The 26,089-nt window shown below is 60.6% G+C and carries 21 protein-coding genes; 11 read left to right on the plus strand and 10 right to left on the minus strand.

The features are described from left to right. Positions 1-195: 195 nt before the first annotated feature. From MA884_RS10310 to mfd, 3 genes are read right to left on the minus strand one after another with little or no spacing between them, the layout of a single operon-like run. Positions 196-2,889 (minus strand): DEAD/DEAH box helicase, encoded by a 2,694-nt coding sequence (locus MA884_RS10310; RefSeq protein WP_256230397.1) that lies wholly within the window; start codon positions 2,887-2,889, stop codon positions 196-198. Between the two features lie 11 nt (positions 2,890-2,900). Next, complete coding sequence (locus tag MA884_RS10315) at positions 2,901-3,467, minus strand: CsiV family protein (protein ID WP_256230398.1); 567 nt, start codon at positions 3,465-3,467, stop codon at positions 2,901-2,903. A gap of 10 nt (positions 3,468-3,477) precedes the next feature. Then, a complete protein-coding gene (gene mfd / locus MA884_RS10320) occupies positions 3,478-6,927 on the minus strand; it encodes a transcription-repair coupling factor (RefSeq protein WP_256230400.1) in 3,450 nt (1,149 codons plus the stop codon). A gap of 168 nt (positions 6,928-7,095) precedes the next feature. Here mfd and MA884_RS10325 point away from each other — a divergent pair, with 168 nt between their 5' ends. Next, positions 7,096-8,559 carry a glyceraldehyde-3-phosphate dehydrogenase gene (locus MA884_RS10325; protein ID WP_047227217.1) on the plus strand — a complete coding sequence of 488 codons (1,464 nt, stop codon included), beginning with the start codon at positions 7,096-7,098 and terminating at the stop codon, positions 8,557-8,559. Between the two features lie 615 nt (positions 8,560-9,174). Here the strand turns inward: MA884_RS10325 and MA884_RS10330 are convergent. Then, positions 9,175-10,473: an MFS transporter gene (locus MA884_RS10330; protein ID WP_256230402.1), complete on the minus strand. Its 1,299-nt coding sequence runs from the start codon at positions 10,471-10,473 to the stop codon at positions 9,175-9,177. 398 nt (positions 10,474-10,871) lie between these two features. Between MA884_RS10330 and MA884_RS10335 the strand changes: the two genes are divergently transcribed. Together MA884_RS10335 and sthA are read left to right on the plus strand one after the other, a co-directional pair. Beyond that, entirely contained in the window at positions 10,872-11,861 is a 990-nt protein-coding gene (locus MA884_RS10335; protein WP_256230403.1) for an FAD:protein FMN transferase, read from the plus strand. Positions 11,862-12,071: 210 nt separating this feature from the next. Continuing rightward, on the plus strand, positions 12,072-13,466 hold the full coding sequence (gene sthA, locus MA884_RS10340) for a Si-specific NAD(P)(+) transhydrogenase (protein ID WP_256230404.1): 1,395 nt from the start codon (positions 12,072-12,074) through the stop codon (positions 13,464-13,466). Between the two features lie 42 nt (positions 13,467-13,508). Here the strand turns inward: sthA and MA884_RS10345 are convergent, their stop codons facing one another. Further along, the gene (locus MA884_RS10345) at positions 13,509-14,231 is read right to left on the minus strand and encodes a glycerophosphodiester phosphodiesterase family protein (protein WP_256230405.1); all 723 of its coding nucleotides are present in this window, start codon (positions 14,229-14,231) and stop codon (positions 13,509-13,511) included. After that, positions 14,228-14,824 (minus strand): PilZ domain-containing protein, encoded by a 597-nt coding sequence (locus tag MA884_RS10350; RefSeq protein WP_256230406.1) that lies wholly within the window; start codon positions 14,822-14,824, stop codon positions 14,228-14,230. The genes MA884_RS10345 and MA884_RS10350 overlap by 4 nt, the downstream gene beginning before the upstream one ends. A gap of 94 nt (positions 14,825-14,918) precedes the next feature. On the opposite strand from MA884_RS10350, the gene MA884_RS10355 reads away from it, so the two are divergent. The 3 genes from MA884_RS10355 to MA884_RS10365 all read left to right on the plus strand — a co-directional run bounded on the left by MA884_RS10355 (position 14,919) and on the right by MA884_RS10365 (position 18,168). Next, a complete protein-coding gene (locus MA884_RS10355; RefSeq protein ID WP_047227222.1) occupies positions 14,919-16,169 on the plus strand; it encodes a lipoprotein-releasing ABC transporter permease subunit in 1,251 nt (416 codons plus the stop codon). 7 nt (positions 16,170-16,176) lie between these two features. Further along, the gene (lolD, locus tag MA884_RS10360; RefSeq protein WP_162843734.1) at positions 16,177-16,860 is read left to right on the plus strand and encodes a lipoprotein-releasing ABC transporter ATP-binding protein LolD; all 684 of its coding nucleotides are present in this window, start codon (positions 16,177-16,179) and stop codon (positions 16,858-16,860) included. A gap of 63 nt (positions 16,861-16,923) precedes the next feature. After that, positions 16,924-18,168 (plus strand): lipoprotein-releasing ABC transporter permease subunit, encoded by a 1,245-nt coding sequence (locus tag MA884_RS10365; protein ID WP_256230407.1) that lies wholly within the window; start codon positions 16,924-16,926, stop codon positions 18,166-18,168. Between the two features lie 168 nt (positions 18,169-18,336). On the opposite strand, the gene MA884_RS10370 is transcribed toward MA884_RS10365, so the two are convergent. Continuing rightward, a complete protein-coding gene (locus MA884_RS10370; RefSeq protein WP_256230408.1) occupies positions 18,337-19,689 on the minus strand; it encodes a heavy metal sensor histidine kinase in 1,353 nt (450 codons plus the stop codon). Then, positions 19,686-20,366 (minus strand): heavy metal response regulator transcription factor, encoded by a 681-nt coding sequence (locus MA884_RS10375; protein WP_256230410.1) that lies wholly within the window; start codon positions 20,364-20,366, stop codon positions 19,686-19,688. The genes MA884_RS10370 and MA884_RS10375 overlap by 4 nt, the downstream gene beginning before the upstream one ends. A gap of 157 nt (positions 20,367-20,523) precedes the next feature. Here MA884_RS10375 and MA884_RS10380 point away from each other — a divergent pair, with 157 nt between their 5' ends. Then, positions 20,524-21,069, plus strand: coding sequence for a plastocyanin/azurin family copper-binding protein (locus MA884_RS10380; RefSeq protein ID WP_256230412.1), 546 nt, complete (start codon positions 20,524-20,526; stop codon positions 21,067-21,069). Positions 21,070-21,130: 61 nt separating this feature from the next. After that, on the plus strand, positions 21,131-21,961 hold the full coding sequence (queF, locus tag MA884_RS10385) for an NADPH-dependent 7-cyano-7-deazaguanine reductase QueF (RefSeq protein ID WP_256230413.1): 831 nt from the start codon (positions 21,131-21,133) through the stop codon (positions 21,959-21,961). A 172-nt stretch (positions 21,962-22,133) separates the two neighbouring features. Here the strand turns inward: queF and MA884_RS10390 are convergent, their stop codons facing one another. Further along, positions 22,134-22,397 (minus strand): DUF4404 family protein, encoded by a 264-nt coding sequence (locus MA884_RS10390; RefSeq protein WP_256230414.1) that lies wholly within the window; start codon positions 22,395-22,397, stop codon positions 22,134-22,136. Positions 22,398-22,507: 110 nt separating this feature from the next. Next, positions 22,508-23,128, minus strand: coding sequence for an HAD family phosphatase (locus tag MA884_RS10395; RefSeq protein ID WP_256230415.1), 621 nt, complete (start codon positions 23,126-23,128; stop codon positions 22,508-22,510). Between the two features lie 201 nt (positions 23,129-23,329). Here MA884_RS10395 and MA884_RS10400 point away from each other — a divergent pair, with 201 nt between their 5' ends. From MA884_RS10400 to rssC, 3 genes are all read left to right on the plus strand, one after another. Continuing rightward, positions 23,330-24,019: a VacJ family lipoprotein gene (locus MA884_RS10400; RefSeq protein WP_256230417.1), complete on the plus strand. Its 690-nt coding sequence runs from the start codon at positions 23,330-23,332 to the stop codon at positions 24,017-24,019. Between the two features lie 345 nt (positions 24,020-24,364). Further along, a complete protein-coding gene (gene rssB / locus MA884_RS10405) occupies positions 24,365-25,546 on the plus strand; it encodes a two-component system response regulator RssB (protein WP_047227231.1) in 1,182 nt (393 codons plus the stop codon). Beyond that, complete coding sequence (rssC, locus tag MA884_RS10410; RefSeq protein ID WP_047227232.1) at positions 25,546-26,028, plus strand: anti-sigma factor antagonist RssC; 483 nt, start codon at positions 25,546-25,548, stop codon at positions 26,026-26,028. Before rssB ends, rssC begins: the two co-directional genes overlap by 1 nt. Positions 26,029-26,089 lie beyond the last annotated feature (61 nt).

The following is a 26,089-nucleotide window of genomic DNA, read 5'->3' on the forward strand; positions in this document are numbered from 1 at the left end:
CGGCACATCCCATACCTGTGTCACCGGTTAGTCAGCTATCGCGAGCAGGCTCGCTCCCACAGGAGATTCGGGCTGCAGACACATCCTGCGCTCACCTCAGGATAATGTGGGAGCGAGCCTGCTCGCGATGACGGCGGCACAAACTGAACCACCGCTATCGCGAGCAAGCCCGGCTCCCACAGGGGTCGCTGTGAATCAGCGCTTTTCCAGCTTATCCGGCAACGGCGCAAACAGCGCCTCGATGTCGTCGCTTTGCAGTTTCCAGTCTCCGGCCACGCGTCCGTCCAGTACGCCGGCCGCGAGGTCGGATTTCTCCTTCTGCAGCAGCTGAATCTTCTCTTCCACCGTGCCTCGGGCAATCATTTTGTAGACGAACACCGGCTTCTCCTGGCCGATGCGATAAGCCCGGTCGGTTGCCTGGTTTTCGGTGGCGGGGTTCCACCACGGGTCGTAGTGGATCACCGTGTCGGCCTCGGTCAGGTTCAGGCCCACGCCGCCGGCCTTCAGGCTGATCAGAAAGATCTGGCGCTTGCCGCTCTGGAACTCCTTGACCGGCGTACGTCGGTCCCGGGTCTGGCCGGTCAGGATGGCGTAATCGACGCCGCGTTTCTTCAGTTCGTCTTCGATCAGTGACAACATTGATGTGAACTGGGAAAACAGCAGCACCCGACGACCTTCTTCAAACAGCTCTTCGAGCATTTCCATCAGGCTGTCGAGCTTGCCTGAAGTGCTGCCCCGGGCGGGCAGGGCGGCATCGTTGAGCAGGCGCAGGTCACAACAGACCTGGCGGAGCTTGAGCAGCGCTTCGAGAATGATGATCTGGCTGCGAGCCACACCTTTGCGGGTGATCTCGTCGCGTACCTTCTTGTCCATGGCCAGGCGCATGGTTTCGTAGACGTCACGCTGGGCATCGCTGAGTTCGACCCAATGGATGATCTCGGTCTTGGGCGGCAACTCCGTCGCCACTTGCTCCTTGGTCCTGCGCAGCAGAAAGGGTTTTATCCGACCGTTGAGGTGCTGCAGTCGCACATCGCTGCCGCGCTTTTCAATCGGCACACGGTAGTCTCGGTTGAAGCTTTTGACGTCCCCGAGCCATCCCGGCAGCAGGAAGTGGAACAGCGACCACAATTCGCCCAAGTGGTTTTCCAGGGGCGTGCCGGACAGGCACAGCCGTTGTCGGGCGTTGAGTTCGCGGGCGGCCTCGGCGGCTTTGCTGTTCGGGTTCTTGATGTACTGGGCTTCATCGAGGATCAGCACGTGCAATGGCTGCGCCGTCAGGCGCTCGACATCCTTGGGCAGCAGCGCATAGGTGGTGAGGACCAGGTCGTAATCGGCCAGCCGGTCAAAATGCTTCTTGCGCCCGGCGCCGTACAGGGCCAACACCTTGAGTTGCGGGGTGAAATGAGCGGCCTCGTCGAGCCAGTTGGGGATCAGGCTGGTGGGCATGACCACCATGCAGGGGCGGTCGAGGCGACCGGCGTTTTTTTCGCTGAGGATATGCGCCAGGGTTTGTAGGGTTTTGCCCAGGCCCATGTCGTCCGCGAGGATGCCGCCCACTTCCAGCTGCCTGAGCGATTGCATCCAGCTCAAGCCTTCGAGCTGATAAGGCCGCAACGTGGCGTTCAAACCTTCTGGCGCGGTGCTGGTGTAGTCCTTGATGTCCCGCAAGCGTTGGGCCAAACCACGGATGTGCTCGCCGCCTTCCCAGCGCAGGGGCATGTCTTGCAGCGGGTTCAGGCGCAGGGCATCCGCGCTGTTCAGGCGCAGCTTGGTGGTGCCGGGCTCCTGCAGGTAAAACTCGCCCAGGGTCGCCAGTACCGGTTTCAGCCGGCCATAGGGCAGGGCCACTTGCTGCGGGCCGAACTCGGAGTTCGGACGGTTGGGCAAGTTGACCAGAATGAGTTCGTCATCGCGACGCCTGGCCAGGCGTTCCGGGTTGAACAGCTCGATGTGCGAGCGCATCAGGTTCAGCAGGATCGGCAGCAGGCTCAATCGCTCGCCGTTGACGATAATCCCCAGTTCCAGGTCGAACCAGTCCCGTTCCGGCGTTTCTTCGACTGTGGCGTACCATTCGTCCACCGCCGTCAGGTCGAAACCGAAGTCCTCGTCGATCTGTAACTCCCAACCCTGGCTACGCAGTTTCGGCAGGTCATTGAGGGTGAACGTCAGCCAGGCACTGTCGTTGACCATCTCGTACAGCTCGCCGGCGCTTTCGGGCAGGGCCTTGCTTTGGCGGGTTGCGATCTTGAATCCGAGGATTCGTAGCTGTTCGCGGTAGGACTGCTCCACTTCCGTCTGGCGTTTTATCCGCAGCGTCTGTGTGTCCTGGCGAATCAGTACGTCAGTGTTGCGCTGGCCGCTGACATATTCGTCCAGGTAGCTGAAAGACAGGGCGGCGCGGTGCTGGATATAGCGCTGCATCTTGCCATTGCGCGGCTCGAAGGCGCTGAACTCGATGCTTGCCAGCCACAGTCGCGGCACTGGCTGGACGCTGTCCACCAGCACTTGCGGCGGGGCCTTGGGGCTGCGGTTTTCCAGCACGGCCTGGAGTTTCTCCAGCAACTGCGCGTCTTTCTCGGCGGCCGGGTAGGCCAGGGTTTCCTGGACTTGCAGCAGCACCGCCGCGCAGTGCTTGCAGTTGATGCGCACCGGGCAGGTACAGGCGGCTTCGAGCAGAATCAGCGTGCCTTTGGCTGACTCTTTAAGGCGAATCGTCTGCCGGTAAACGTTGCCCCCAGAGCCTTCACAACTGGCGGTGATGGTACTGTCGCCGGCCTCGACGATCCTGACGCGGTTTTCCAGCGCGTAACGGCGCCCACGCTCCAGGCTCTGTTCCTTGAATCGGTTGACCCAGGAGGGTGCCAGGGGTTTGCTCAGGGGCGAGGGCATAGGCGCGCCGATCAGTCCGGAATGACGTCAGGCGCCTGCCGTGGCGCGGGCGCAGTCAGCGAGGTGATTTTGATCAGCAGGCCGAGGTGGCCGTTGTCGAGGAAATTCAACTGGCCATTTTTGGTATGGCTCTGCTGTTTGAGACGTTCGCTGGAAGTGACCAGGCCATTGGTGTCGATCTGGTTGATCCAGAAGTCGGCATCCACGTCGGTAAAACGCCCCAGTTTCAGTTCCAGGGTCCCTTCGATGGGAAACTGACCGAACTGTTCGGCGCCGTCACTGACGGCGATTCTGCTGCCCTGTTCGCCCAGGTTCTGCTGCCAGGCTTTGTGCATCAGCACCGTGTACTGGCCGCTGGCGTTGAGTTTTTCCACGATGTGACCCAATGCAGGCGTGCGCTGGCTGTTCGCGTCCAGGCGTTGCGCGCCCGCGTCCCAATCTTCCGGCGCGGCGCGGCTGACAATCGCCGGTTCGGCGTTCTGGCGCACTAGGATCATTTCAACCTGATACAGGTCATCGGCAAACGCCAGGGGAGCGACCAGGGTCATCAACAAGGTCAGTGAGCGGAACAGGCGCATGGGGCGTCCTTCAAGCAGGGGTCGGAGTGAGGCGCTCGAACAGCGCTTCTACGGTATTGAAACGCTCTTCCGGGCGTTCCATGGGCACCATGAATTTGAACATCGTGGCACCTTCGAACTTGTAGCGTTTGGGCTGGCCCTGGATCAGCTTGATCAGCACCAGTGGATCGACCGGCGTCTGGGCTTCGAATTCGATACGACCGCCATTGGGGCCGCCGTCGACTTTCTTGATGCCCAGTTGCTCGGCCTTGAGCTTGAGCCAGGTGGTACGCACCAGGTTCTTGGTTGGCTCCGGCAGCAGGCCGAAGCGGTCGATCATCTCCACTTGCAGGTCCTTGAGGCCTTCTTCGTCGGTGGCCGAGGCGATGCGTTTGTAGAGAATCAGCCGTGCGTGGACATCCGGCAGGTAGTCTTCCGGGATCAGCGCCGGTACCCGCAGATTGATTTCCGGCCCGCCGCCCAACGGTTGGTCGAGGTTCGGTTGCTCACCCTTGCGGATCGACTTGACCGCCCGTTCGAGCATTTCCATGTACAGGGTGAACCCCACGGCCTGGATCTGGCCGCTCTGGCCGTCGCCCAGCAACTCGCCGGCACCACGGATTTCCAGATCGTTGGTGGCCAGCACGAAACCGGCGCCCAGGTCCTGGGTGTTGGCGATGGCCTCCAGGCGTTTTTCCGCGTCCGGGGTGATCTGCTGGCGCGGCGGTGTCAACAGGTAGGCGTAGGCCTGGTGGTGACTGCGCCCGACCCGACCGCGCAACTGGTGCAACTGGGCCAGGCCGAATTTGTCGGCGCGCTCGATGATGATGGTGTTGGCGCTCGGCACATCGATGCCGGTCTCGATGATGGTCGAGGCGATCAGCACGTTGAAGCGCTTGTGGTAGAAATCGCTCATCACCTGTTCGAGTTCACGTTCGCGCATCTGCCCGTGGCCGATGGCGATGCGGGCTTCCGGTACCAGTTCGGCCAGGTCGGCGGCGCATTTTTCGATGGTCTTGACGTCGTTGTGCAGGTAGTAGACCTGGCCGCCACGCAGCAGCTCGCGCAGTAGGGCCTCCTTGATCGTGCTTTTGTTCTGCTCCATGACGAAGGTGCGCACCGACAGGCGCCGGGCCGGCGGCGTGGCGATGATCGACAGGTCACGCATGCCCGACACCGCCATGTTCAGCGTGCGCGGGATCGGCGTGGCCGTCAGGGTCAGGATGTCGACCTCGCTGCGCAGGGCCTTGAGCTGTTCTTTCTGGCGCACGCCAAAGCGGTGCTCTTCGTCGATGATCACCAGCCCCAGGTTTTTGATTTTCACATCGTCCTGCAGCAGTTTGTGCGTGCCGATGACGATGTCGATCTTGCCCTCGGCCAGATCGGCCACCGCAGCATTCACTTCCTTGGTGGATTTGAAGCGGCTCATCACCTCCACGGTCACCGGCCAGTCGGCGAAGCGGTCGCGGAAACTGTTGTAGTGCTGCTGGGCAAGCAGGGTGGTGGGCACCAGGATCGCCACCTGCCGGCCGCCGTGCACGGCAATGAATGCGGCGCGCATCGCCACTTCGGTCTTGCCGAAACCAACATCGCCGCACACCAGCCGGTCCATCGGTTTGGGCGCGAGCATGTCGGCGCGCACGGCTTCGATGGTGGTCTGCTGGTCGACGGTTTCTTCAAAGGGAAACCCGGCGCTGAAGGTTTCGTAGTCGGCTTTCGGGTCGGCGAAGGCATACCCCTCACGGGCGGCGCGACGGGCGTAGATGTCCAGCAACTCGGCGGCCACGTCGCGCACTTGTTCGGCGGCCTTGCGCTTGGCTTTCTGCCAGGTTTCCGAACCCAGCCGATGCAACGGCGCCAGGGCGTCGTCGCTACCGGTGTAGCGGGCGATCAGGTGCAGGTTCGCCACCGGCACATAGAGCTTGGCACCCTCGGCGTATTCCAGGGTGAGAAACTCGGCAGCCTGATTGTCGATTTCCAGGGTCGCCAGGCCCAGGTAGCGGCCCACGCCGTGGTCGATATGCACCACCGGCGCGCCTTCGCGCAGTTCGGTGAGGTTTTTGATGACCGCGTCGTTGGCGGCGTCGGCGCGTTTTTCGCGGCGGCGGCGCTGCATGACGCGCTGGCCGAACAACGGGTTTTCGGCCACCAGCGCCAGGGCCGGGTCTTCCAGGACAAGGCCGTCGTTCAGCGGCGCGATGGTAATCGCCAGGCGATCTTTGCCGGCGACGAAGTCCGGCCAACTGTCGACGGTTTTCGGTCTCAGCTTCAGGCGTTCGAGCAATTCCAGCAGCACTTCACGACGGCCGGCGGACTCGGCGGTGAACAGCACGCGGCCAGGGAATCCGTCGAGAAAACCGGCCAGGGCCGCCAGTGGCTGCGTGGCCTTGGCTTCGATCGCCAGGTCCGGCAAGGCCTTGGCCGGGAAGCGTTCGCGGCCGACGCCGGTCTCCACGTCCTGCTGGCTTGCCACCACGCGTGGCCAGCTCTTGAGCCGGGCAAAGCAGTCTTCCACCGGCAGGAACAGCTCGGCCGGTGGCAATAAAGGACGGGAAGGGTCGACGCGGCGCTCTTCGTAGCGATTGCGCACATCGTTCCAGAAATTTTCCGCCGCCTGCTCGATGCCTGGCAGGGAAAACACCTGGGTGTCTTGGGGCAGGTAATCGAACAGGGTGGAGGTTTCTTCGAAAAACAGCGGCAGGTAGTACTCGATACCGGCGGGAGTGATCCCGCTGCTCAGGTCCTGGAAGATCGGGCAGCGGCGGAAATCCACATCGAAGCGTTCGCGAAAACGAGCCTTGAAGCGGGTCACGGCATCTTTTTGCAGCGGGAATTCCTTGGCCGGCAGCAGGCGGATCGACTGGACCTTATCGATGGAGCGCTGGTTTTCCGGATCGAAGGTACGCAGGGTCTCGATTTCGTCATCGAACAGGTCGATGCGATAAGGCAATTTACTGCCCATCGGGAACAGATCGATCAACGCACCGCGCACCGCGAACTCGCCATGCTCGTACACCGTGTCGACGCAACGATAGCCACTGGCTTCAAGACGGCTGCGCATTTGCTCGACGTCGAGCTTCTGGCCGATGTCCAGCACCAGGCTGCCGCCAAGCAAAAACTGGGTCGGCGCCAGGCGATGTAGGGCCGTAGTGATCGGCACTACCAAAACGCCATGACTGAGCTCCGGCAACCGGTAAAGGCTGGCGATTCGCTGGGAAATGATGTCCTGGTGGGGCGAAAACAGATCGTAGGGCAGGGTTTCCCAGTCCGGGAAATGCAGCACGGGCAAATCCGGGGCGAAGAAACTCAGCTCCTGTTCGAGCCGCTCGGCGCTTTGGCTGTCGGCGGTCAGCAGCAGGGTAAAGCGCTTTGCAGCGCTGGCAGCCTCGGCGATGGCCAGGCTCAGGGCGGCACCGGGCAGGTTGCCCCAGTGCTGTTTACCTGCCGCGGCAGGGAGAAGCGGGAGACGCAGAACGGGCACGGAAGGTTGAGCTCCAGCGTTGCGACAAAGTCGACAATTGTAGCGGGGGAAGGGGGCGGCTGTCAGTCGCAGACTACCCTGGCGAACAGGAAAACCACGGTGCGACAGGCGCGCATTGCTCCGCCGAGTACTCGGCGGCATAATGTAGCCCCTTTTTTCAGCCCCTACATGTGGAAGGTTCCCGTGACTCAGAAGCCCGACCAGTGTCTTGGTGAATGGATCGATCGTGAAGCACTCGCAGAAGCGATGATCCCTCTCATCGGTCAGCTCTACCGCAATAACAACGTGGTGAGCTCGATCTATGGCCGCAGCCTGATCAACCAGTCTGTCATCGCGATTCTCAAGGCTCACCGCTTTGCTCGCCACCGTTCTTCCGACGACAGCGAACTCTCCGTCCACGAAACATTCCCCCTGCTCAAGGCCATGAGCGAGCTCAAGCTCGGCGCGGCTTCGGTGGACCTGGGCAAGCTGGCGTTCAAATTCCGCAACGAAGGCAACGGCCGTAGCGCCGAGCAGTTCGTTCGTGAAGAAATGGCTGATGTGGTTGGCCAGCAAAACGTTTCGGCTCGCAAGGGCACCGACGTCGTGCTCTACGGCTTCGGTCGTATCGGCCGTCTGCTGGCGCGTATCCTGATCGAGAAAACCGGTGGGGGCGACGGTTTGCGCCTGCGTGCCATCGTGGTGCGCAAAGGCGCGGAGAACGACCTGACCAAGCGCGCCAGCCTGCTGCGTCGTGATTCGGTCCATGGTTCGTTCAACGGCACCATTACCATCGACGAAGAAAACAACACCATCACGGCCAACGGCAACCTGATCCAGGTGATCTACGCGAAGAACCCGACCGAGGTGGATTACACCCAGTACGGCATCAAGGACGCACTGCTGGTGGACAACACCGGTGTATGGCGTGATGCCGATGGTCTGGGCCAGCACCTGGCGTGCCCGGGTGTCGATCGCGTTGTTCTGACGGCGCCTGGCAAGGGCAAGCTCAAGAACATCGTTCACGGCATCAACCACAACGAAATCACCGCTGACGACAAGATTGTCTCCGCCGCATCCTGCACCACCAACGCCATCGTGCCGGTGCTCAAGGCGGTGAACGACAAGTTCGGCATCATCAACGGTCACGTTGAAACCGTTCACTCGTACACCAACGACCAGAACCTGATCGACAACTTCCACAAGGGCGACCGCCGTGGCCGCAGCGCCGCGCTGAACATGGTGATCACCGAGACCGGTGCCGCCACCGCCGCAGCCAAGGCTTTGCCTGAGCTGGCCGGCAAGCTGACCGGCAACGCGATCCGTGTACCCACGCCGAACGTGTCGATGGCTATCCTCAACCTGAACCTTGAGAAAGCGGCCACCCGTGAAGAGATGAACGAGTACCTGCGCTACATGGCGCTGCACTCCGACCTGCACAAGCAGATCGATTTCGTCAATTCCCAGGAAGTGGTGTCCACCGACTTCGTTGGCTCGCGCCATGCCGGTGTGGTCGACGCTGAAGCGACCATCGTTCAGGACAACCGCGTTGTGCTGTACGTTTGGTACGACAACGAGTTCGGTTATAGCTGCCAGGTCGTTCGCGTGATGGAAGACATGGCCGGTGTAAACCCGCCAGCGTTCCCGCGCTAAGCCTTAGCCGCCCATGAAAACGCCCCGACTTGTCGGGGCGTTTTTGTATCTGGAGGTTTTGTGTTGGCTGGGCCGACCTCTTCGTCGGATCGCCGCCCGGAGCAAGCCCGCTCCCACAGTTGACCGAGTTGTTGCTGATGTATGTGGTCCAATGTGGGAGATTCTATGGTGCATGAATAGCCCTAAACGCTTTTGCGGCGGTCCCCCAACCAGACTTGTTTGAGCAGGACCTGTGGGAGCAAAGCTTGCTCGCGAGACGGCCTTATAGCTGACCTGTTTCTCCCGGTTGTACGTCGATAAAACTGTGGGAGCGAGCCTGCTCGCGATGACGCCGGCACATCCAACATCCATGCAAACTGATACACCGCTTTCGCGAGCATGCCCGCTCCCACAGGGGAGTTGTGCCGGACGCAGGACCATGCACACCCGAGAACCAATGTGGGAACGGGCTTGCTCGCGATGACGCCGGCATATCCAACATCCATGCAAGCTGACCCTCCGCTATCGCGAGCAGGCTCGCTCCCACAGGGGAGTTGTGCCGGACGCAGGATCCATGCACACCCGAGAACCAATGTGCGAGCTTGCTCCGGGCGGCGATCCGACGAAGGCCATCTGTCAGGCGCCGCTCACCATCGAAGCTTGCGCAGCCCGCAGTTCATGCCGATTACCCTTGAACAGCACCAGGGTGGCAATCAACCCCAGCACCGCCGCACCACTGAGCCATATCCCCGGCGCGGCCTTGTTGCCCAGCACATGAATCAAATAAGTACAGGCCGCTGGCGTAAATCCGCCAAAGGTCGCTGTTGCCAGGCTGTACGCCAGGGAAAAGCCGGTGGTGCGCACTTCGAGCGGCATGATTTCCGTCAAGGCCACGACCATGGCGCCGTTGTACGATCCATACAGAAACGACAACCACAACTCCACGATCAGCAAATGGCTGAAGCTGGGGTTCGCCACCAGCCAGGACAGCGCCGGATATGCCGTGAGGATCGCCAGAATAGTCGCACCCAGCAGCAAGGGCTTGCGTCCGATCTTGTCGGAAAAAGCTCCCATCACCGGCAGCCAGAAGAAGTTCGACAGACCGATGCATACCGTGACCAGCAACGCATCCAGGTCCGACAGGTTCAGTTCGGCTTTACCGAAGGTCGGCGTATAAGCCGTGATCAGGTAAAACGACACCGTGGTCATCACCACCAGCGCCATGCCCGCCAGGACGATGCCGAAGTTCTGACCGATGGAACGGATGATTTCCGACAAGGTAGGGCGATGTTTTTTCGCCTGGAACTCAGGTGTTTCTTCCAGGGAGCGCCGGATCAAAAATATCACCGGCACAATCATGCAACCCACCAGGAACGGCACGCGCCAGCCCCATTCGCCCATCTCCTGGGGACTCAGCCAGTGATTGAGGCCAACGCCCAGCAGGCCGGCGAACACTACGGCGGCCTGTTGACTGGCGGATTGCCAACTGACAAAGAAACCCTTGCGCCCCGGCGTGGAAATTTCCGCCAGATACACCGACACGCCACCCAGCTCAACGCCAGCGGAGAAGCCTTGCAGCAATCGCCCCAGCAGCACCAACAGCGGTGCCGCCACGCCGAGGGTGGCGTAACCCGGCACGCAGGCGATAAGCACGGTGCCGGCGGCCATCATCGCCAAGGTGATGATCAAGCCTTTGCGGCGGCCGTGCCGGTCGATGTAGGCGCCGAGGAAAATCGCCCCCAGCGGGCGCATCAAGAACCCGGCGCCAAATGTGGCCAGGGACAGCATTAGCGAGGCGAAAGCGCTGTCGGTCGGGAAGAACGTCTTGGCGATGGCCGTGGCGTAGAAGCCGTAGACCATGAAGTCGAACATCTCCAGGAAGTTGCCGCTGACAACCCGGAAAATCGCCTTGCCGTTGCTGGTGTTGGAAGACATGGGTAGCTACTCGTTCTGGTAAATCTTGTATGAAGGCGCTGCCCCCCTGTGGGAGGCTTGCAGGAACCTTGGAACCTTGGAACCTTGGAGCCTTGGAGCCTTGGAGCCTTGGAACCTTGGAACCTTGGAACCTTGGAACCTTGGAACCTTGGAACCTTGGAATCTTGGAGTCTTGGAACCCGTGGGAGCAAAGCTTGCTCGCGATCCAGGCGATGCGGTTCAACTGCAAGACCGAGTCATCGTTCATCGCGAGCAAGCTTTGCTCCCACAGGGCTCCATTGGCTCTCACAGGGCTCCATTGGCTCCCACAGGTTTTTTTGCGTGCGCTGGCGTTCATAATGGCTGGCGCGGTTTCGAGGGGGGATGAAGATTTGTTAACTGGACGATGGATTGGGCTTGTGGTGCTGGTCAGTGTGTTGTCCGGCTGCGGCAACGGCGACAGCCTGGAGCGCTTCGACGGCCCGACCATGGGTAGCCGTTACTCCATCCAGTACGTCAGACATTCCGCCACGCCCGGTCCGAACGCGCTGCAGGTCGAGGTGGAAAACATCCTCGCCGAAGTGGATCGACAGTTCTCCACCTATCGCAGCGACTCGGACATCGAACGATTCAACGCGCTGCCTGCCAATAGCTGTCAGCTCATGCCTGGCCCGGTCCTGGAGCTGGTCCGCGTGGGTGAGCAACTGTCGGTTCAAAGCGACGGCTCCTTCGACCTGACTGTGGAACCGCTGCTGAACCTGTGGGGTTTCGGACCTCAGTCCCGAGAAGAGAATGTGCCGACCGCAGAAGCCTTGGCCCAGGTGCGTCAACGCGTCGGCCGTGGTCATTTGCGTATCGACGGTGAGCGGCTGTGCAAAGACGCCGCAGTGGAAGTCGACTTCAACAGTATCGCCGCGGGCTATGCCGTCGACCGCATCGCGGCCAGACTCCAGGCCCTGGGTATCGACAGTTATCTGGTCGACGTCACCGGCGAACTCAAGGCCGCCGGACACAAACCCGAGGGTGCCGCCTGGCGTATCGCCCTGGAAGAACCCCGGGACGACCGACGGGTGGCTGAGCGCGTCATCGAGGTCAACGGCTACGCAGTCTCGACGTCCGGTGACTACCGTCGTTATTTCGAACAGGACGGGGCGCGTTACTCCCACACCTTTGATGCGCGCACCGGTGCACCGGTCCTACACAATCTCGCGTCAGTCACGGTGATTCATCCTTCGGCGTTGATGGCCGATGGACTATCGACGCTGTTGCTGATTCTCGGTCCCGAACGGGGTTGGGACTATGCCGAAAAATACGGTGTCGGGGTATTTTTCGTATTGCGGGACAATGACCGTTTTATCGTTCGCACCAATGAAGCATTTGAGCGGATGACTGGCGGAAAAACCCAATGATGACAGCGCGCTGAAAGCTTCCCTGTGGCGAAATAGCGCAGGCAAAACTAGCCTACGACGCGACCAAGGGGTAATGTGCGCGGCGTTGACGCTTCTATAGACTGTGGCCGGGCTTATGAACCGGCCCCAAATTGTTCCTTCATGTCGCTGGTCGGCATGATTTAGCCGTGGTGCCAAATGTGGCGCCGCGGCCTGTTCTGAGGAGTACGCATGGCTGTCTACAACTACGACGTGGTGGTATTGGGTTCCGGCCCGGCGGGAGAGGGCGCGGCAATGAACGCCGCCAAGGCAGGGCGCAAGGTTGCGATGGTCGACAGTCGTCGGCAGGTCGGTGGCAACTGCACCCACTTGGGCACCATCCCGTCCAAGGCCTTGCGTCACTCGGTCCGGCAGATCATGCAGTTCAACACCAACCCGATGTTCCGCGCCATCGGCGAGCCGCGCTGGTTCTCCTTCCCGGACGTGCTCAAGAGCGCCGAGAAGGTGATCTCCAAGCAAGTCGCCTCGCGCACCGGTTACTACGCCCGCAACCGTGTCGACGTGTTCTTCGGCACCGGCAGCTTTGCCGACGAGCAGACCGTTGAAGTGGTTTGCGGCAATGGCGTAGTCGAAAAGCTGGTGGCCAAGCACATCATCATCGCCACCGGTTCGCGCCCGTATCGTCCGGCCGATATCGATTTCAACCACCCACGTATCTACGATAGCGACACTATCCTGAGCCTGGGCCATACCCCGCGTAAGCTGATTGTCTACGGCGCCGGGGTGATCGGTTGCGAATACGCCTCGATCTTCAGTGGCCTGGGTGTGCTGGTGGAACTGGTGGATAACCGCGGCCAGTTGCTGAGCTTCCTGGACTCGGAAATATCCCAGGCCCTGAGCTATCACTTCAGCAACAACAACATCACCGTGCGGCACAACGAGGACTATGACCGCGTCGAAGGCGTGGACAACGGCGTGATCCTGCACCTCAAGTCCGGCAAGAAAATCAAGGCCGATGCCTTGCTCTGGTGCAATGGCCGCACTGGCAACACCGACACCCTGGGCCTGGAAAACATCGGCGTGAAGGTCAACAGCCGTGGGCAGATCGAAGTTGACGAGAACTACCGCACCTGCGTGACGAACATCTTCGGCGCAGGTGACGTGATCGGTTGGCCGAGCCTGGCCAGCGCCGCCCATGACCAGGGCCGCTCGGCGGCAGGCAGCATTGTCGACAACGGGAGCTGGCGCTTTGTCAACGATGTACCGACCGGCATCTATACCATTCCGGAGATCAGCTCGATCGGCAAGAACGAGCAGGAGCTGACCCAGGCCAAGGTGCCCTATGAAGTGGGCAAGGCCTTCTTCAAGAGCATGGCACGGGCGCAGATCGCCGGAGAGCCGCAGGGCATGCTGAAGATCCTGTTCCACCGCGAGACGCTGGAAGTGCTGGGCGTGCATTGCTTCGGTTACCAGGCGTCGGAGATCGTTCACATCGGCCAGGCGATCATGAACCAGCCGGGTGAGCTGAACACGCTGAAGTACTTCGTCAACACGACGTTCAACTACCCGACCATGGCCGAAGCCTATCGGGTAGCGGCCTATGACGGGCTCAACCGGCTTTTTTGAGCGGCTCCGGCCGGTGGCCTGAGCCGGCCGGGGAGACCGATTTCAGCAATTCTCGAGGGTGGCAGTGGCCAAACCGGGAAAGTCTGTAATCAGGCTGTCAACGCCGAAGTCGGCGAGCCTGCGCATCAGCGCGGGCTCGTTGACGGTCCAAACCGACACATGCAACCCCTGACGCTGGGCCTTGATCAGGCGTTCCGGCGTACACAGCGTCCAGTTGAGCGCCAGAATCTCGCAGCCATAACTTTGGGCAACCTTCAGCGGGTCGAGCCAGGCGTACTCGGCCACCAGCCCGCGGGAAATATCCGGGGTCAGGTCCAGGGCGGCCTTGAGCACTTCCCGGGAGCCAGAGGTGATGGTGATTTTGTCCAGCAACCCGAAACGCTGGGCCATTTCGCGGATCCCCAGCACGGTGGCGGCGGCGCGGGTGCGTGAGGCACTCTTGACCTCCAGTTGCCAGTGCTCGAAATCACATTTTTCGAACAGTTCCTCCAGGCGCGGGATCGGGCACGGCTTGATCCAGCCCGGGCCACCCTTGCGCGCATCGTAGGTCACCAGCTCGGCGGCCGAATGCTCCACCACCTTGCCCCGGCGATCGGTGGTGCGCTTGAGGGTCGGGTCGTGGATCACCATCAACTCGCCATCCATTGAAAGGTGCAGGTCCAGCTCGCATCGGCGCACGCCGTGCTTGAGACACTCCTGGAAACCGCTCAGGGTGTTTTCTGGCGCTTCGCCCTTGGCGCCGCGGTGGCCATAAATGAGGGTCACGGTTCTTCCTTATTGATACCTGATTCGTTCAGTTCTCGCGCCAGGCGTCTCTCTTGCGCCTGTTTCTGCAGGATGTACCGGGCCAGCAACTGACGTTGGGCGTCGGTGGGGCGTTCGAACTCGGTGCCCACGTCATAGCCATCGCCCTTGGGGTCGCAATGAGTAACCCGGGCCCGGAGCAACAGCCCCAGTGCCTGGGGCATCAGTACCATCTTGATCGACAGGTGCGCGCCGACGGCAATGGGGCTGGGGTATTGGAAGTCGATGCCGCCTTCGGAAATGATCACCGGCTGCGGCTCGCCGATTTCGCCGAGTGCGGTCAGGGCGATGACCTGGCTGAGCAGGTCGATGCGTTTGTGCATGACTTTCAGGTACGCGGCGATGCTGCGCTCGCGTTCGCTGATCTGGCGCAGCAGGTGCTGCGATTCGAATTCGCTCAGGTGCAGTTCGCTGAGCAGATTGAACAGTGGAGAAGCATCCTGCAACACTTCCTGGCCAGCAGCTTCAGGAATGGAGAGGGGCCGAATTTCCAGTGCGATCGTGTCCTCGATACGGTAGTATTCGCGGCGATCTTCTTCATCTAATGTCGACATGGCGAACCCATGGTAGCGGCGGTGGTCTGAGTGTAAAGCTGGTTTGTGACCCCCGCCACAAGGACGTTCCTTTTCCCTCCGAACAAGCCCCGACATGTTCAGACCTCTCTTCGTATTTATCGGCACGCGTTATACCCGTGCAAAGCGTCGCAATCATTTCGTATCGTTCATTTCCCTGACTTCAATCATCGGGTTGGCCCTTGGCGTGGTCGTGATGATCGTCGTGCTGTCGGTGATGAACGGTTTCGACCATGAAATGCGCACCCGCGTGTTGGGCATGGTGCCCCACGCCACCCTCGAAACCGGCGAAGCCATCAGCGACTGGCCGAGCCTGGCCGCCAAGGTCAAGCAGAACCCGCAGGTGCTGGCCGTTGCGCCGTTCACCCAGATGCAAGGGCTGTTGACCCACAATGGCAAGGTTTCCAAGGTATTGCTCAATGGCATTGACCCTGGGCTTGAGCGGCAGGTGTCGATCATCGACAACTTCATGAAGCAGGGCAAACTCGACGACCTGGCGCCAGGCAGTTTCGGCATCGTCATCGGTGACAAGGCCGCGGCCAAGCTCGGCGCCGCCATCGGCGACAAGCTGACCTTCGTGGCACCGGAAGTCACTGTGACCCCGGGCGGTATGTTCCCGCGCATGAAACGCTTTACCGTCGTCGGCATTTTCCATGTCGGCGCCGGAGAGCTGGACGGTTACCTGGGCGTTACCAATCTTCAGGACCTGGCTCGCCTGCATCGCTGGAAGCCGGATCAGGTCCAGGGCCTGCGGTTGAAGTTCGACGACCTGTTCCAGGCACCGCGGGTTGCCTGGACCATCGCCCAGCAACTTGGCGAAGACCGCTACTACGCCCGGGACTGGACGCGCACCCATGGCAACCTGTACCAGGCGATTCGCATGGAGAAAGCCATGATCGGCCTGCTTTTGTTGCTGATCGTCGCCGTGGCCGCGTTCAACATCATCTCCACCCTGGTAATGGTGGTGAACGATAAGAAAGGCGACATCGCCATCCTGCGCACCCTCGGCGCCACGCCGGGGCAGATCATGCGGATCTTCATGGTCCAGGGCACGGTCATTGGTGTGATCGGTACGGTCGTCGGCGCCTTGGTCGGGATGTTTGCCGCGCTGAACGTCAGCGCCGCGATTGCCGCGCTCGAAGGCCTGATCGGGCACAAGTTTCTCAACGCCGACGTGTATTTCATCGACTACTTGCCGTCGCAGTTGCAGACAGACGATGTGTTGATGGTCTGCGGCGCCGCGTTGGTCCTGAGTTTCCTCGCCACCCTGTATCCAGCCTGGCGTGCCGCGCGCACCCAGCCTGCGGAGGCGTTACGTTATGAGTGAGTCGGGCATGAGTGAAAAAGCAATCTTGAGTTGCCGTAACCTGGGCAAATCCTACGAGGAAGGCCCGGAGTCGGTGGTGGTGTTGTCGGGCCTGCAGCTGGAGCTGCATCCGGGCGAGCGTGTGGCGATTGTCGGCACCTCCGGGTCGGGCAAAAGTACCTTGCTCAATCTGTTGGGTGGCCTCGATACCCCGACTGCCGGCAGTGTCTGGCTGGCGGGCGAGGAACTCTCGGCGCTGAACGAGAAGGCCCGTGGCCTGCTGCGCAACCGTTCCCTGGGCTTCGTTTACCAGTTCCACCATTTGCTGCCCGAGTTCACCGCGCTGGAAAACGTCTGCATGCCGTTGTTGATCGGTCGCACCGCGATTCCCGAAGCCCGCCAACGGGCAACGGCGTTGCTGGAGCGAGTCGGGTTGGGTCATCGCCTGGAACATAAGCCGGCCGAGCTGTCCGGTGGCGAGCGCCAGCGCGTGGCGATCGCCCGGGCCCTGGTCAACAAGCCGGGGCTGGTGATGCTCGACGAGCCGACCGGCAACCTCGACTCCCACACCGCCCAAGGCATTCAGGACCTGATGCTGGAACTCAGTACCTCGATGCGTACCGCGTTCCTGGTGGTGACCCACGACATGAACCTGGCCCGGCAGATGGATCGCGTCCTGCACTTGCAGGAAGGTTGCCTGACGCCCATTTGACCGACCGGAACCAGGCGCTTGCTGCAAGCGCCGGGTCTTTTATTTTCATACGGTGCCCCGCGAATGTTCAGACCGTTATCGATCTTCATCGGCACGCGCTATACCCGCGCCAAGCGCCGCAATCGCTTTGTTTCGTTCATTTCCATGACCTCGATGATCGGCCTCGCCCTGGGGGTGCTGGCGATGATCGTGGTGCTGTCGGTGATGAACGGCTTCCAGCGCGAAATGAGCTCGCGCATTCTGGGTATGGTGCCCCACGCCACCATCGTCGGCGTCAAGCCGATCGACGACTGGCAGCCGGTGGCCGCCGCGGCGCTGAAAAATCCTGAGGTGATCGCCGCCGTGCCGTTTACTGAAATGGAAGGCATGCTCAGCCATAAAGGCGCGATGCAGCCGATCCAGATCAGCGGCATCGACCCGGCCCAGGAAGGCAAGGTGTCGATTGTCGCCCAGCATATTGTCCAGGGGCGTCTCGATGCCTTGAAACCGGGCGAATTTGGCGTAGTGATCGGCGAAATCACCGCCCGGCGCTTCCGTCTGAACGTCGGTGACAAACTGACCCTGATCGTGCCGGAAATCAGTACTGCGCCGGGCGGCATCACTCCGCGGATGCAGCGCTTGAATGTGGTCGGCGTGTTCAAGGTTGGCGCCGAGCTGGATGGCTCCATGGCGTTGATCCACGTGGCCGACGCCGCGCAAATGCAGCATTGGCAGCCGAATCAGGTGCAAAGCGTGCGCCTGGCGGTCAAGGATCTGTACGCCGCGCCGCTGGTTTCCGGCGACATCGCCACAGGCCTCGGCGCGGGCTACAAGGCCGACGACTGGACCCACACTCAGGGCAGCCTGTTCAGTGCCATGAAGATGGAAAAAACCATGATCGGCCTGCTGTTATTGATGATCGTCGCGGTGGCGGCGTTCAACATCATCGCGACCCTGATCATGGTGGTGAACGACAAGGGCGCGGATATCGCGATCCTGCGTACCATCGGCGCTACGCCGCGGCAGATCATGGCGATCTTCATGGTCCAGGGCACGGTGATTGGCGTGGTCGGCACACTGATCGGCGGCGTGCTCGGGGTGATTGCGGCCTTGAACGTCAGTGACCTGGTCGGTTGGGTGGAAAGGGTAACGGGCCAGCATATTTTCAGTTCCGACGTGTATTTCGTCAGCAACCTGCCCTCGGAGCTTCAACGCGGTGATGTGCTGCTGATCTGCTCGGCCGGGTTCATCCTGAGTTTTCTCGCCACGGTTTACCCGGCCTGGCGTGCGGCGAAGGTCGAGCCGGCACAGGCGTTGCGCTATTCCTGATGCTGCACAGACCTCTGTGGCAGAAGGGCTTGCTGAAGACTCCGCTGTGGGAGCAAGGCTTGCCCGCGATGCAGACGACGCGGTCTGCGGGGGAAACAAGGCGTCTGCATCGCGGGCAAGCCTTGCTCCTACATATAAGTTTCTTCGCCGCAGGGGGTTGCGTCGGGCTTAATCCCCCTTCGGCAACTCAATCAAAAACCGCGTCCAGCCATCGGCCGATTCGCAGCGGATCTGCCCGCCATGGGCGCGGATGATCGAGCGGGTGATGGCCAGTCCCAGCCCCGCGTGTTCGCTGCTGCCTTCCTGGCGAGCCGGGTCGGCGCGATAGAAACGATCGAACAGGCGCGGCAGCAAGTCCGCTGAAATCCCTTCGCCGCTGTTCTCCACGTTCACATGCACCTGCTGAACACCCTCGACAATACGTACCCGTACTTCGCCACCGTCAGGCGTGAAGCGCAAAGCATTGTCCAGCAAGTTGGACAGGGCCCGGCGCAACATGCTGCGGTCACCCTCGATGCGAGCGTTGCCTTCGCGGCTTAAACGAACGTGGACGTCTTCGGCCAGCGGCGCGAAAAACTCCAGCAGCAGATCCACTTCCTGAGCCAGTTCCAGCGGTTCGCGGCTGGGTGCCAGCAAGCCGTGGTCAGCCTTGGCCAGATAGAGCATGTCGTTGACCAACTGCGCCATCCATTGCAGCTCTTCAAGATTGCTGTGCAACGCTTCGCGATAGTCCTCCAGCGAGCGTTCGCGGGTGAGGGTGACCTGGGTGTGGGTCAACAGATTCGACAACGGGGTGCGCAATTCATGGGCGATGTCGGCAGAGAACGCCGAGAGCCGTTGAAACGCATCGTCGAGGCGTCGGAGCATGTCATTGATGCTGTGAGCCAGTTCCGCCAGTTCGGCGGGCATGTGTTCTTCCGGCAGTCGGGCATTGAGGGAGCGGGCCGAGACGCTGCCGGCGATGGCCCCCATGCGCCGCAACGGCCGCAAGCCGCGCCGGGCGGCCCAGGCGCCGAGCAGGGCGGTAGCCAGGGCGGACAGGCCGACCGTCAGCCAGATCAGGCGCTGCATGCGTTGCAGGAAATGCTGGTGATGCGTGATGTCCAGCAGCAGCGTCAGTTGCGGCGAGTCCGGGCGGTCGGCGTACAGCGGCGCATTCAGTACCCGATAGTCAGTGTCGGCATCGCTGAGGGTGGACAGGCCAGGACGCTCCGGCAATTGCGCCGGAATCCGCAGCGAATTGTCGTACCAGCGCACCCCATCGCTGCTTTTGATGCGCAAGGCCAGGTCGGCCTGGCGACTGAGTTCATCTGCCAGACGGCTTTTGGTTTGCTCGGCATCAAGCCCTTGCAGGGCGCGGCGCAGGCCGATCAGCTTGCCTTCAAGCAGTTGCTGATCCAGTTCGATGAAGTGCGCCTCGCTGCCCCGACTGAACAGCACGCCGGCAAACAGTGACACCACGGCGGTACAGGCGGCGAACAGCAGCGCCAGCCGGCTGCTCAGCGACCAACGCCACCTCACAGGTTGCGCTCTTCAAGGACATACCCCATGCCCCGCACGGTGTGGATCAGCTTGCTGGGAAAGTCATCGTCGATCTTGATTCGCAGGCGCCGTATTGCGACTTCGATGACGTTGGTGTCGCTGTCGAAGTTCATGTCCCAGACCTGGGAAGCAATCAGGGATTTGGGCAGTACCTCGCCCTGGCGACGCAGGAGCAGCTCCAGCAAAGCGAACTCCTTGGCCGTGAGGTCGATGCGCCGGCCGCTGCGTTCGACGCGGCGGCGGATCAGGTCCAGGCGCAGGTCTGCCAGTCGCAGGCTGGTTTCCTGAGGCGTCGAGCTGCCCCGGCGCAACAGGCTGCGCACTCGCGCCAGCAGTTCGGAAAATGCAAAGGGTTTGACCAGATAATCGTCGGCGCCCAACTCCAGGCCATGCACGCGATCCTGAACCGCATCCCGCGCGGTGAGAAACAGCACCGGGGTATCCAGGCCGGCCCCGCGCACGGCCTGCAGAATCTGCCAGCCATCGCGGCCGGGCAGCATCACATCGAGGATCAGCAAGGCATATTCACCGCTCAAGGCCAGTTGCTGGCCGGTAATGCCATCGGCCACCAGGTCGGCGTTGAACCCGGCTTCGGTCAGGCCCTGGCGCAGGTATTGGCCAGTTTTGGTTTGGTCTTCGACGATCAGCAGTTTCATGGGCAGCTCAAGGCGTTGTTGGCACGAGGGCGTTATACCGTGTTGGGCGTGGCCGTGGCCCAACCTGACAGAGTTGTAATGCAACTGTCAGTCAATTGGCAGCGGCACCGATCTAGAGTCTTGGGTAAGTTAAACCTTACCTTGTCGGAGTATGAACATGTTGATGCTAAACCGTCTGATCCTGGCTGCCTCTGCGTTGGTATTAAGTACCTCTTTGTGGGCGTCGCCGGGTGAGCACTTTGATTTCGGCCAGCCTGCACTGGCGACCAAGGCCAGTCGCACCATTGAGGTGGTGATGGGCGACATGTCGTTTAATCCTGGCACGCTGGATATCAAGGCGGGCGAGACGGTGCGGTTTGTACTGATCAATAAAGGCCAGTTGTTGCACGAATTCAACCTCGGTAACGCCGCGATGCATACCCAGCACCAGCAACAAATGCTCAGGATGCAACAGAGCGGCCTGTTGACGCCGACCGGGATGAAGCCGGGAATGGACCATGCCTCGATGAATCCGGCCTCGATGGAGCACGGTGGTAAAGACGACATGATGCGCCACGACGACGCTAACAGCGTGCTGGTTGAGCCGGGTAAGTCCGCTGAGCTGACCTGGGCTTTTGACAAAGCCACCCGCCTGGAATTTGCCTGCAACGTCCCCGGCCATTACCAGGCCGGGATGAAAGGTGACCTGACAGTCAGTCAGTAATCACTCAAAGGCCGCGGCAAAGGCTGATAGAATCTGCTGATTCTTCAGTCAGGTTTCCGTCATGCATCCCGCAGCCGAACATTCGCCGCTGGGCAAATCCAGCGAATACATCGCCACGTACACGCCGTCACTGCTGTTCCCGATCCCGCGCACCGCGAAATGGGCGGAGCTGGGTCTGACGGCCGAGACCCTGCCGTACAAGGGCGTGGATTTCTGGAACTGCTTCGAGCTGTCGTGGCTGCTGCCGTCCGGCAAACCGGTAGTGGCCATTGGCGAATTCGCAATTGCGGCGGACTCACCGAACATCATCGAATCCAAATCCTTCAAGCTGTACCTCAACTCGCTGAACCAGACGCCATTCGCTGATACCGCGAGCCTGGAAGCGACCCTGCGCCAGGACTTGTCTGCGGCTGCGGGCAAACCCGTGGGGGTGCGGATCCGTAGCCTGAAGGACGTGGAAGGTGAAGGTGTCGTGGCATTGCCCGGCGTGTGCATCGATGACTTGGACATCACCGTCGACTCTTACGAGCATCCGCGCCCGGAGCTGCTGCGTTGCGATGATTCGCGCATCGTGGAGGCAAGCCTGCACAGCCATCTGCTCAAATCCAACTGCCCGGTGACCAGCCAGCCGGACTGGGGCAGCGTGGCGGTGCAATATCGTGGTGCGGCGCTGGACCCTGCCAGCCTGTTGGCCTACATCGTCAGCTTCCGCCAGCATTCGGATTTTCACGAGCAGTGCGTGGAGCGGATCTTTCTCGACCTGCAGCGCTTGCTCAAACCGGAAAAATTGACGGTGTATGCGCGTTATGTGCGCCGGGGTGGGCTGGACATCAACCCGTATCGCAGTACCGAAGAGGTACAACTGCCGAACCATCGCCTGGTCCGGCAATAAAGATCTGATGTGGGAGCGGGCTTGCTCGCGAATGCGGTGTGTCAGTCGACATCTGTGTTGGATGTACCATCGTCTTCGCGAGCAAGCCCGCTGCCACAGGGGAAGGCGTTTCATATCGTGAAAACTGAAAAAGCCCCGCTAGCGATAGCAGGGCTTTTTGCATTTGAAGGGTTCAGATCCCCATATTGCCCAAGGCTTGCACGATGTTGCGCAGCGTTCCGGCAATAGTGGGGTGATCCAGTTCGAAGCGCTCGACGGCCAGGTTCACGCCATCGACCAAGTCGGCATTCTGAAGCTTATTATCCAGTTCGATCTCGGCTTCGAGCTGAATCATCAGTTGATGCAGATTCTCGCGCTCCGGCTCGGAAAGCGGCGGGTTCTGTTCCAATTGCTCGCGCAGTTCATCAAGTTGTTTCTGCAGTTCGCGGGCAGGCATTGGCGTACTCCCTTTATTGATAGGCACAGCCATGGACCGCGACGGTGCGTCAAAAGTCCGTGGCTTGCCTTTAAGAGTAATCCACCCTCGTGCACCCTGCATGATCTCGGTCAGGGCTTTTCACCTTTGAGCCGACGCAGGCTGATATCCGCCAGGCAGGTGTCGAGTTCACCCAGGTGATCAATCACTGAATGCACACCCAGGCCGAACAACTGCACGGTGGCCTTGGCACGCTTGGTCTCCCGTTCCTGTTGGCTCAAGACCTGCCATTCGTTCGGTGCCAGGCCACACAGCGAGCCGCAGGAGGCCAGCCCGATGGTCCACAAGCCGGCATTGAGCCCCGACTGCAACAAACGCGGCTCGCCGCTGACCAGCACGCAACCGTCCAATTGTTGGACGTTCAATGCCATCAAGGCCTGCCAGCAGGCATGTGGGGCCGGCCACGGATAATTTGTTGCTGGAAGTTGCGGGGGCTTGATCCACGCCGGTAACGAAGCTGCCAGGCTATGACTGACGGCGGGTGGCAGCTCGTCGAGCCAGGCGCAGGGAGTCTCCTGAAGCTGCAAAAGACGCAGGCTTTCGAGGGCGCCGGGGGTTGGCTGCGAATGCTCGGTGGGGATTGCTCCTGACTGTCGCGCCCTTGCCCCGAAATCCACCAGACAACCGCTCAAGCCAAACAGTACGGCGGTCAGGCTGGGGGCGGGCAGGGGCAGGGTTTCGGCGCGGGGCATGGGAGCATCCTTGAAATATCTCGCAGCCTAACCTTCCTCAATGACAGTCCAATGACAGTGAAGTGATGGCGTCGGATGGCGGAAAGATCCTACAGTCAGCTTCTCTTTCAGTGCTGTCTATCCAGGCGTTCCGCTTTATACTAGCGCCCTTACCGCCTGGGCTCGGCGCCCTTGCCTGAATAATCCAAGGAGTTTTCCCCTATGCGCTGGAGCCATTGTCTAGCTCAGTTGTGTTTCTCTGCCTGCGTCCTGCTGGTTCCGTTCGCCGCCCAGGCCGCTACGGAAGAAGATCCTTGGGAAAGCATCAACCGCCCGATCTTTACCTTCAACGACACCGTTGATACCTACGCGCTCAAGCCGCTGGCCCAGGGTTATCAGTACGTGACGCCGCAGTTTCTCGAAGACGGTATCCACAACATGTTCCGCAACATCGGTGACGTGGGCAACCTGGCCAACAACGTGTTGCAGGCCAAGCCGGCTGCCGCCGGGGTCGACACTGCCCGATTGATCTTCAATACCACTTTTGGCCTGCTGGGCTTTTTCGATGTGGGCACCCATATGGGCCTGCAACGCAGCGACGAAGATTTCGGCCAGACGCTTGGCTACTGGGGCGTGGGCAGCGGCCCGTACGTGATGCTGCCGTTGTTGGGGCCAAGCACCCTGCGCGACGCGCCGGCCAAGCTTGTCGATGATTACACGGCCCCCTATCGTTATATCGACAACGTCTCGGTGCGTAACTCGATCTTCGGCTTGAACATCGTCGACACCCGCGCCAGCCTGCTGTCTGCCGAAAAGCTGGTGAGCGGCGACAAGTATGTGTTTATCCGCAACGCCTTCCTGCAGAACCGCGAATTCAAGGTCAAGGACGGCCAGGTCGAAGACGATTTCTGATTTCGACCTGCACGCCAGGAAGGCGGCCCTGGAGGCCGCCTTCTTTGCTTCTGCACGCCGTTTTGGCAGGGATCGAACCTTCCATTGAGTTACGCTTCGCTCATTTCTTATAACTCTCTGTACTTTGACAAATAAACACGGCAAGCGGCTATCTGCGTGAGCTTGAAACACCCCGCGGATGGGAGTACCGTCTGCGCCTTAGAAGGGCACCTCTGATGTAACTGTGTGTAGGGCAATGACCTGAATGCGGTACGACAGAGAGGCTAGAAAGCGAATCCAGTAGTGAGCGCCAGGCCCGGTTGCCCAGCCCGCTACGCCAACCTAATTCTGGCGCCGTTTGCCCACATGCCAAAAACCAGTGCCACGCTGCTGATAATCGATGATGACGAAGTGGTGCGAGCCAGCCTCGCAGCCTACTTGGAAGACAGTGGTTTCAGCGTCCTGCAGGCCAGCAACGGCCAACAGGGTCTTCAGGTATTCGAGCAAGACAAGCCCGACCTGGTCATCTGCGACCTGCGCATGCCGCAGATGGGCGGACTCGAACTCATTCGTCAGGTCACTGAGCTTTCCTCGCAGACCCCGGTCATCGTGGTTTCGGGCGCCGGCGTGATGAACGATGCGGTCGAGGCCTTGCGCCTGGGTGCGGCCGATTACCTGATCAAGCCCCTCGAAGACCTGGCCGTGTTGGAGCACTCCGTACGCCGTGCCCTGGACCGTTCACGCCTGCTGGTGGAGAACCAGCGTTACCGCGAAAAACTGGAAACGGCAAATCGCGAGCTGGAAGCCAGCCTGAACCTGTTGCAGGAAGACCAGAACGCCGGCCGCCAGGTGCAGATGAACATGTTGCCGGTCAGCCCCTGGACCGTCGATGATTTCCGTTTTGCCCACCAGATCATCCCGTCGTTGTATCTCTCGGGGGATTTTGTGGACTATTTCCGGGTAGATGAACGTCGCGTGGCGTTCTACCTGGCGGACGTTTCCGGCCACGGCGCATCGTCAGCGTTCGTGACGGTGCTGTTGAAGTTCATGACCACGCGTCTGTTGTTCGAGTCCAAGCGCAACGGCACACTGCCAGAGTTCAAGCCCTCAGAAGTCCTTGGGCATATCAACCGGGGCCTGATCAGTTGTAAGCTGGGCAAACACGTCACAATGGTCGGTGGAGTCATCGACGAGGAGACGGGTTTGTTGACCTATAGCATCGGCGGTCATTTGCCATTGCCTGTGTTGTATACGCCAGACAGTGTTCGTTATCTGGAAGGGCGTGGTTTACCGGTTGGCCTGTTCAATGAGGCGACCTACGAAGACCACGTGCTGGAACTGCCGCCGACCTTCAGTCTGACGCTGATGTCTGATGGCATTCTGGACCTTTTGTCAGAACCTACACTCAAAGAGAAAGAAGCGGCCTTGCCTGAACGGGTAAGCGCAGCGGGCGGCAGCCTGGAAGGCTTGCGTCAAGTGTTTGGATTAGCCACGCTAGGGGAGATGCCGGATGATATCGCCCTGTTAGTGTTGAGCAGGAATCTTTGATGAGTACCGGTAGAATCCAGTTCGCCGAGCAGGACGGCACCTTTGTCCTGAAGTTTGTCGGTGAAGTGCGCCTGACCCTCTGTTCGGCGCTGGATGCGACTATTGAGCGGATCTTCACCGCGTTGAACTTCAACGCGATCGTGATCGACCTGACCGAAACCCGCAGCATCGACAGCACCACCTTGGGCCTGCTGGCCAAGCTGTCGATCCTGTCGCGGCAAAAGGTCGGCCTGCTGCCGACCGTCGTCACCACCCACAACGACATCACCCGTCTGCTGCAATCCATGGGCTTCGACCAGGTGTTCAATATCGTGGGCGATCCCGTGCCATGTCCTGAGTGCCTGGACGATCTACCTGATCAGGATCAGTCGGAAGAGGAAGTGCGGATCAAGGTGCTCGAAGCCCACAAGATCCTTATGGGGCTGAACGATTCCAATCGTGAAGCGTTTCATGACCTGGTGAGTGCGCTGGAGCGGCCCTGAATCATAGGTTTTGCGTAGGCTGAGTGGGCCTCATCGCGAGCAGGATCGCTCCCACAAGGTC

Source organism: Pseudomonas sp. Q11, assembly GCF_024494355.1.
Lineage (GTDB): Bacteria > Pseudomonadota > Gammaproteobacteria > Pseudomonadales > Pseudomonadaceae > Aquipseudomonas > Aquipseudomonas hefeiensis.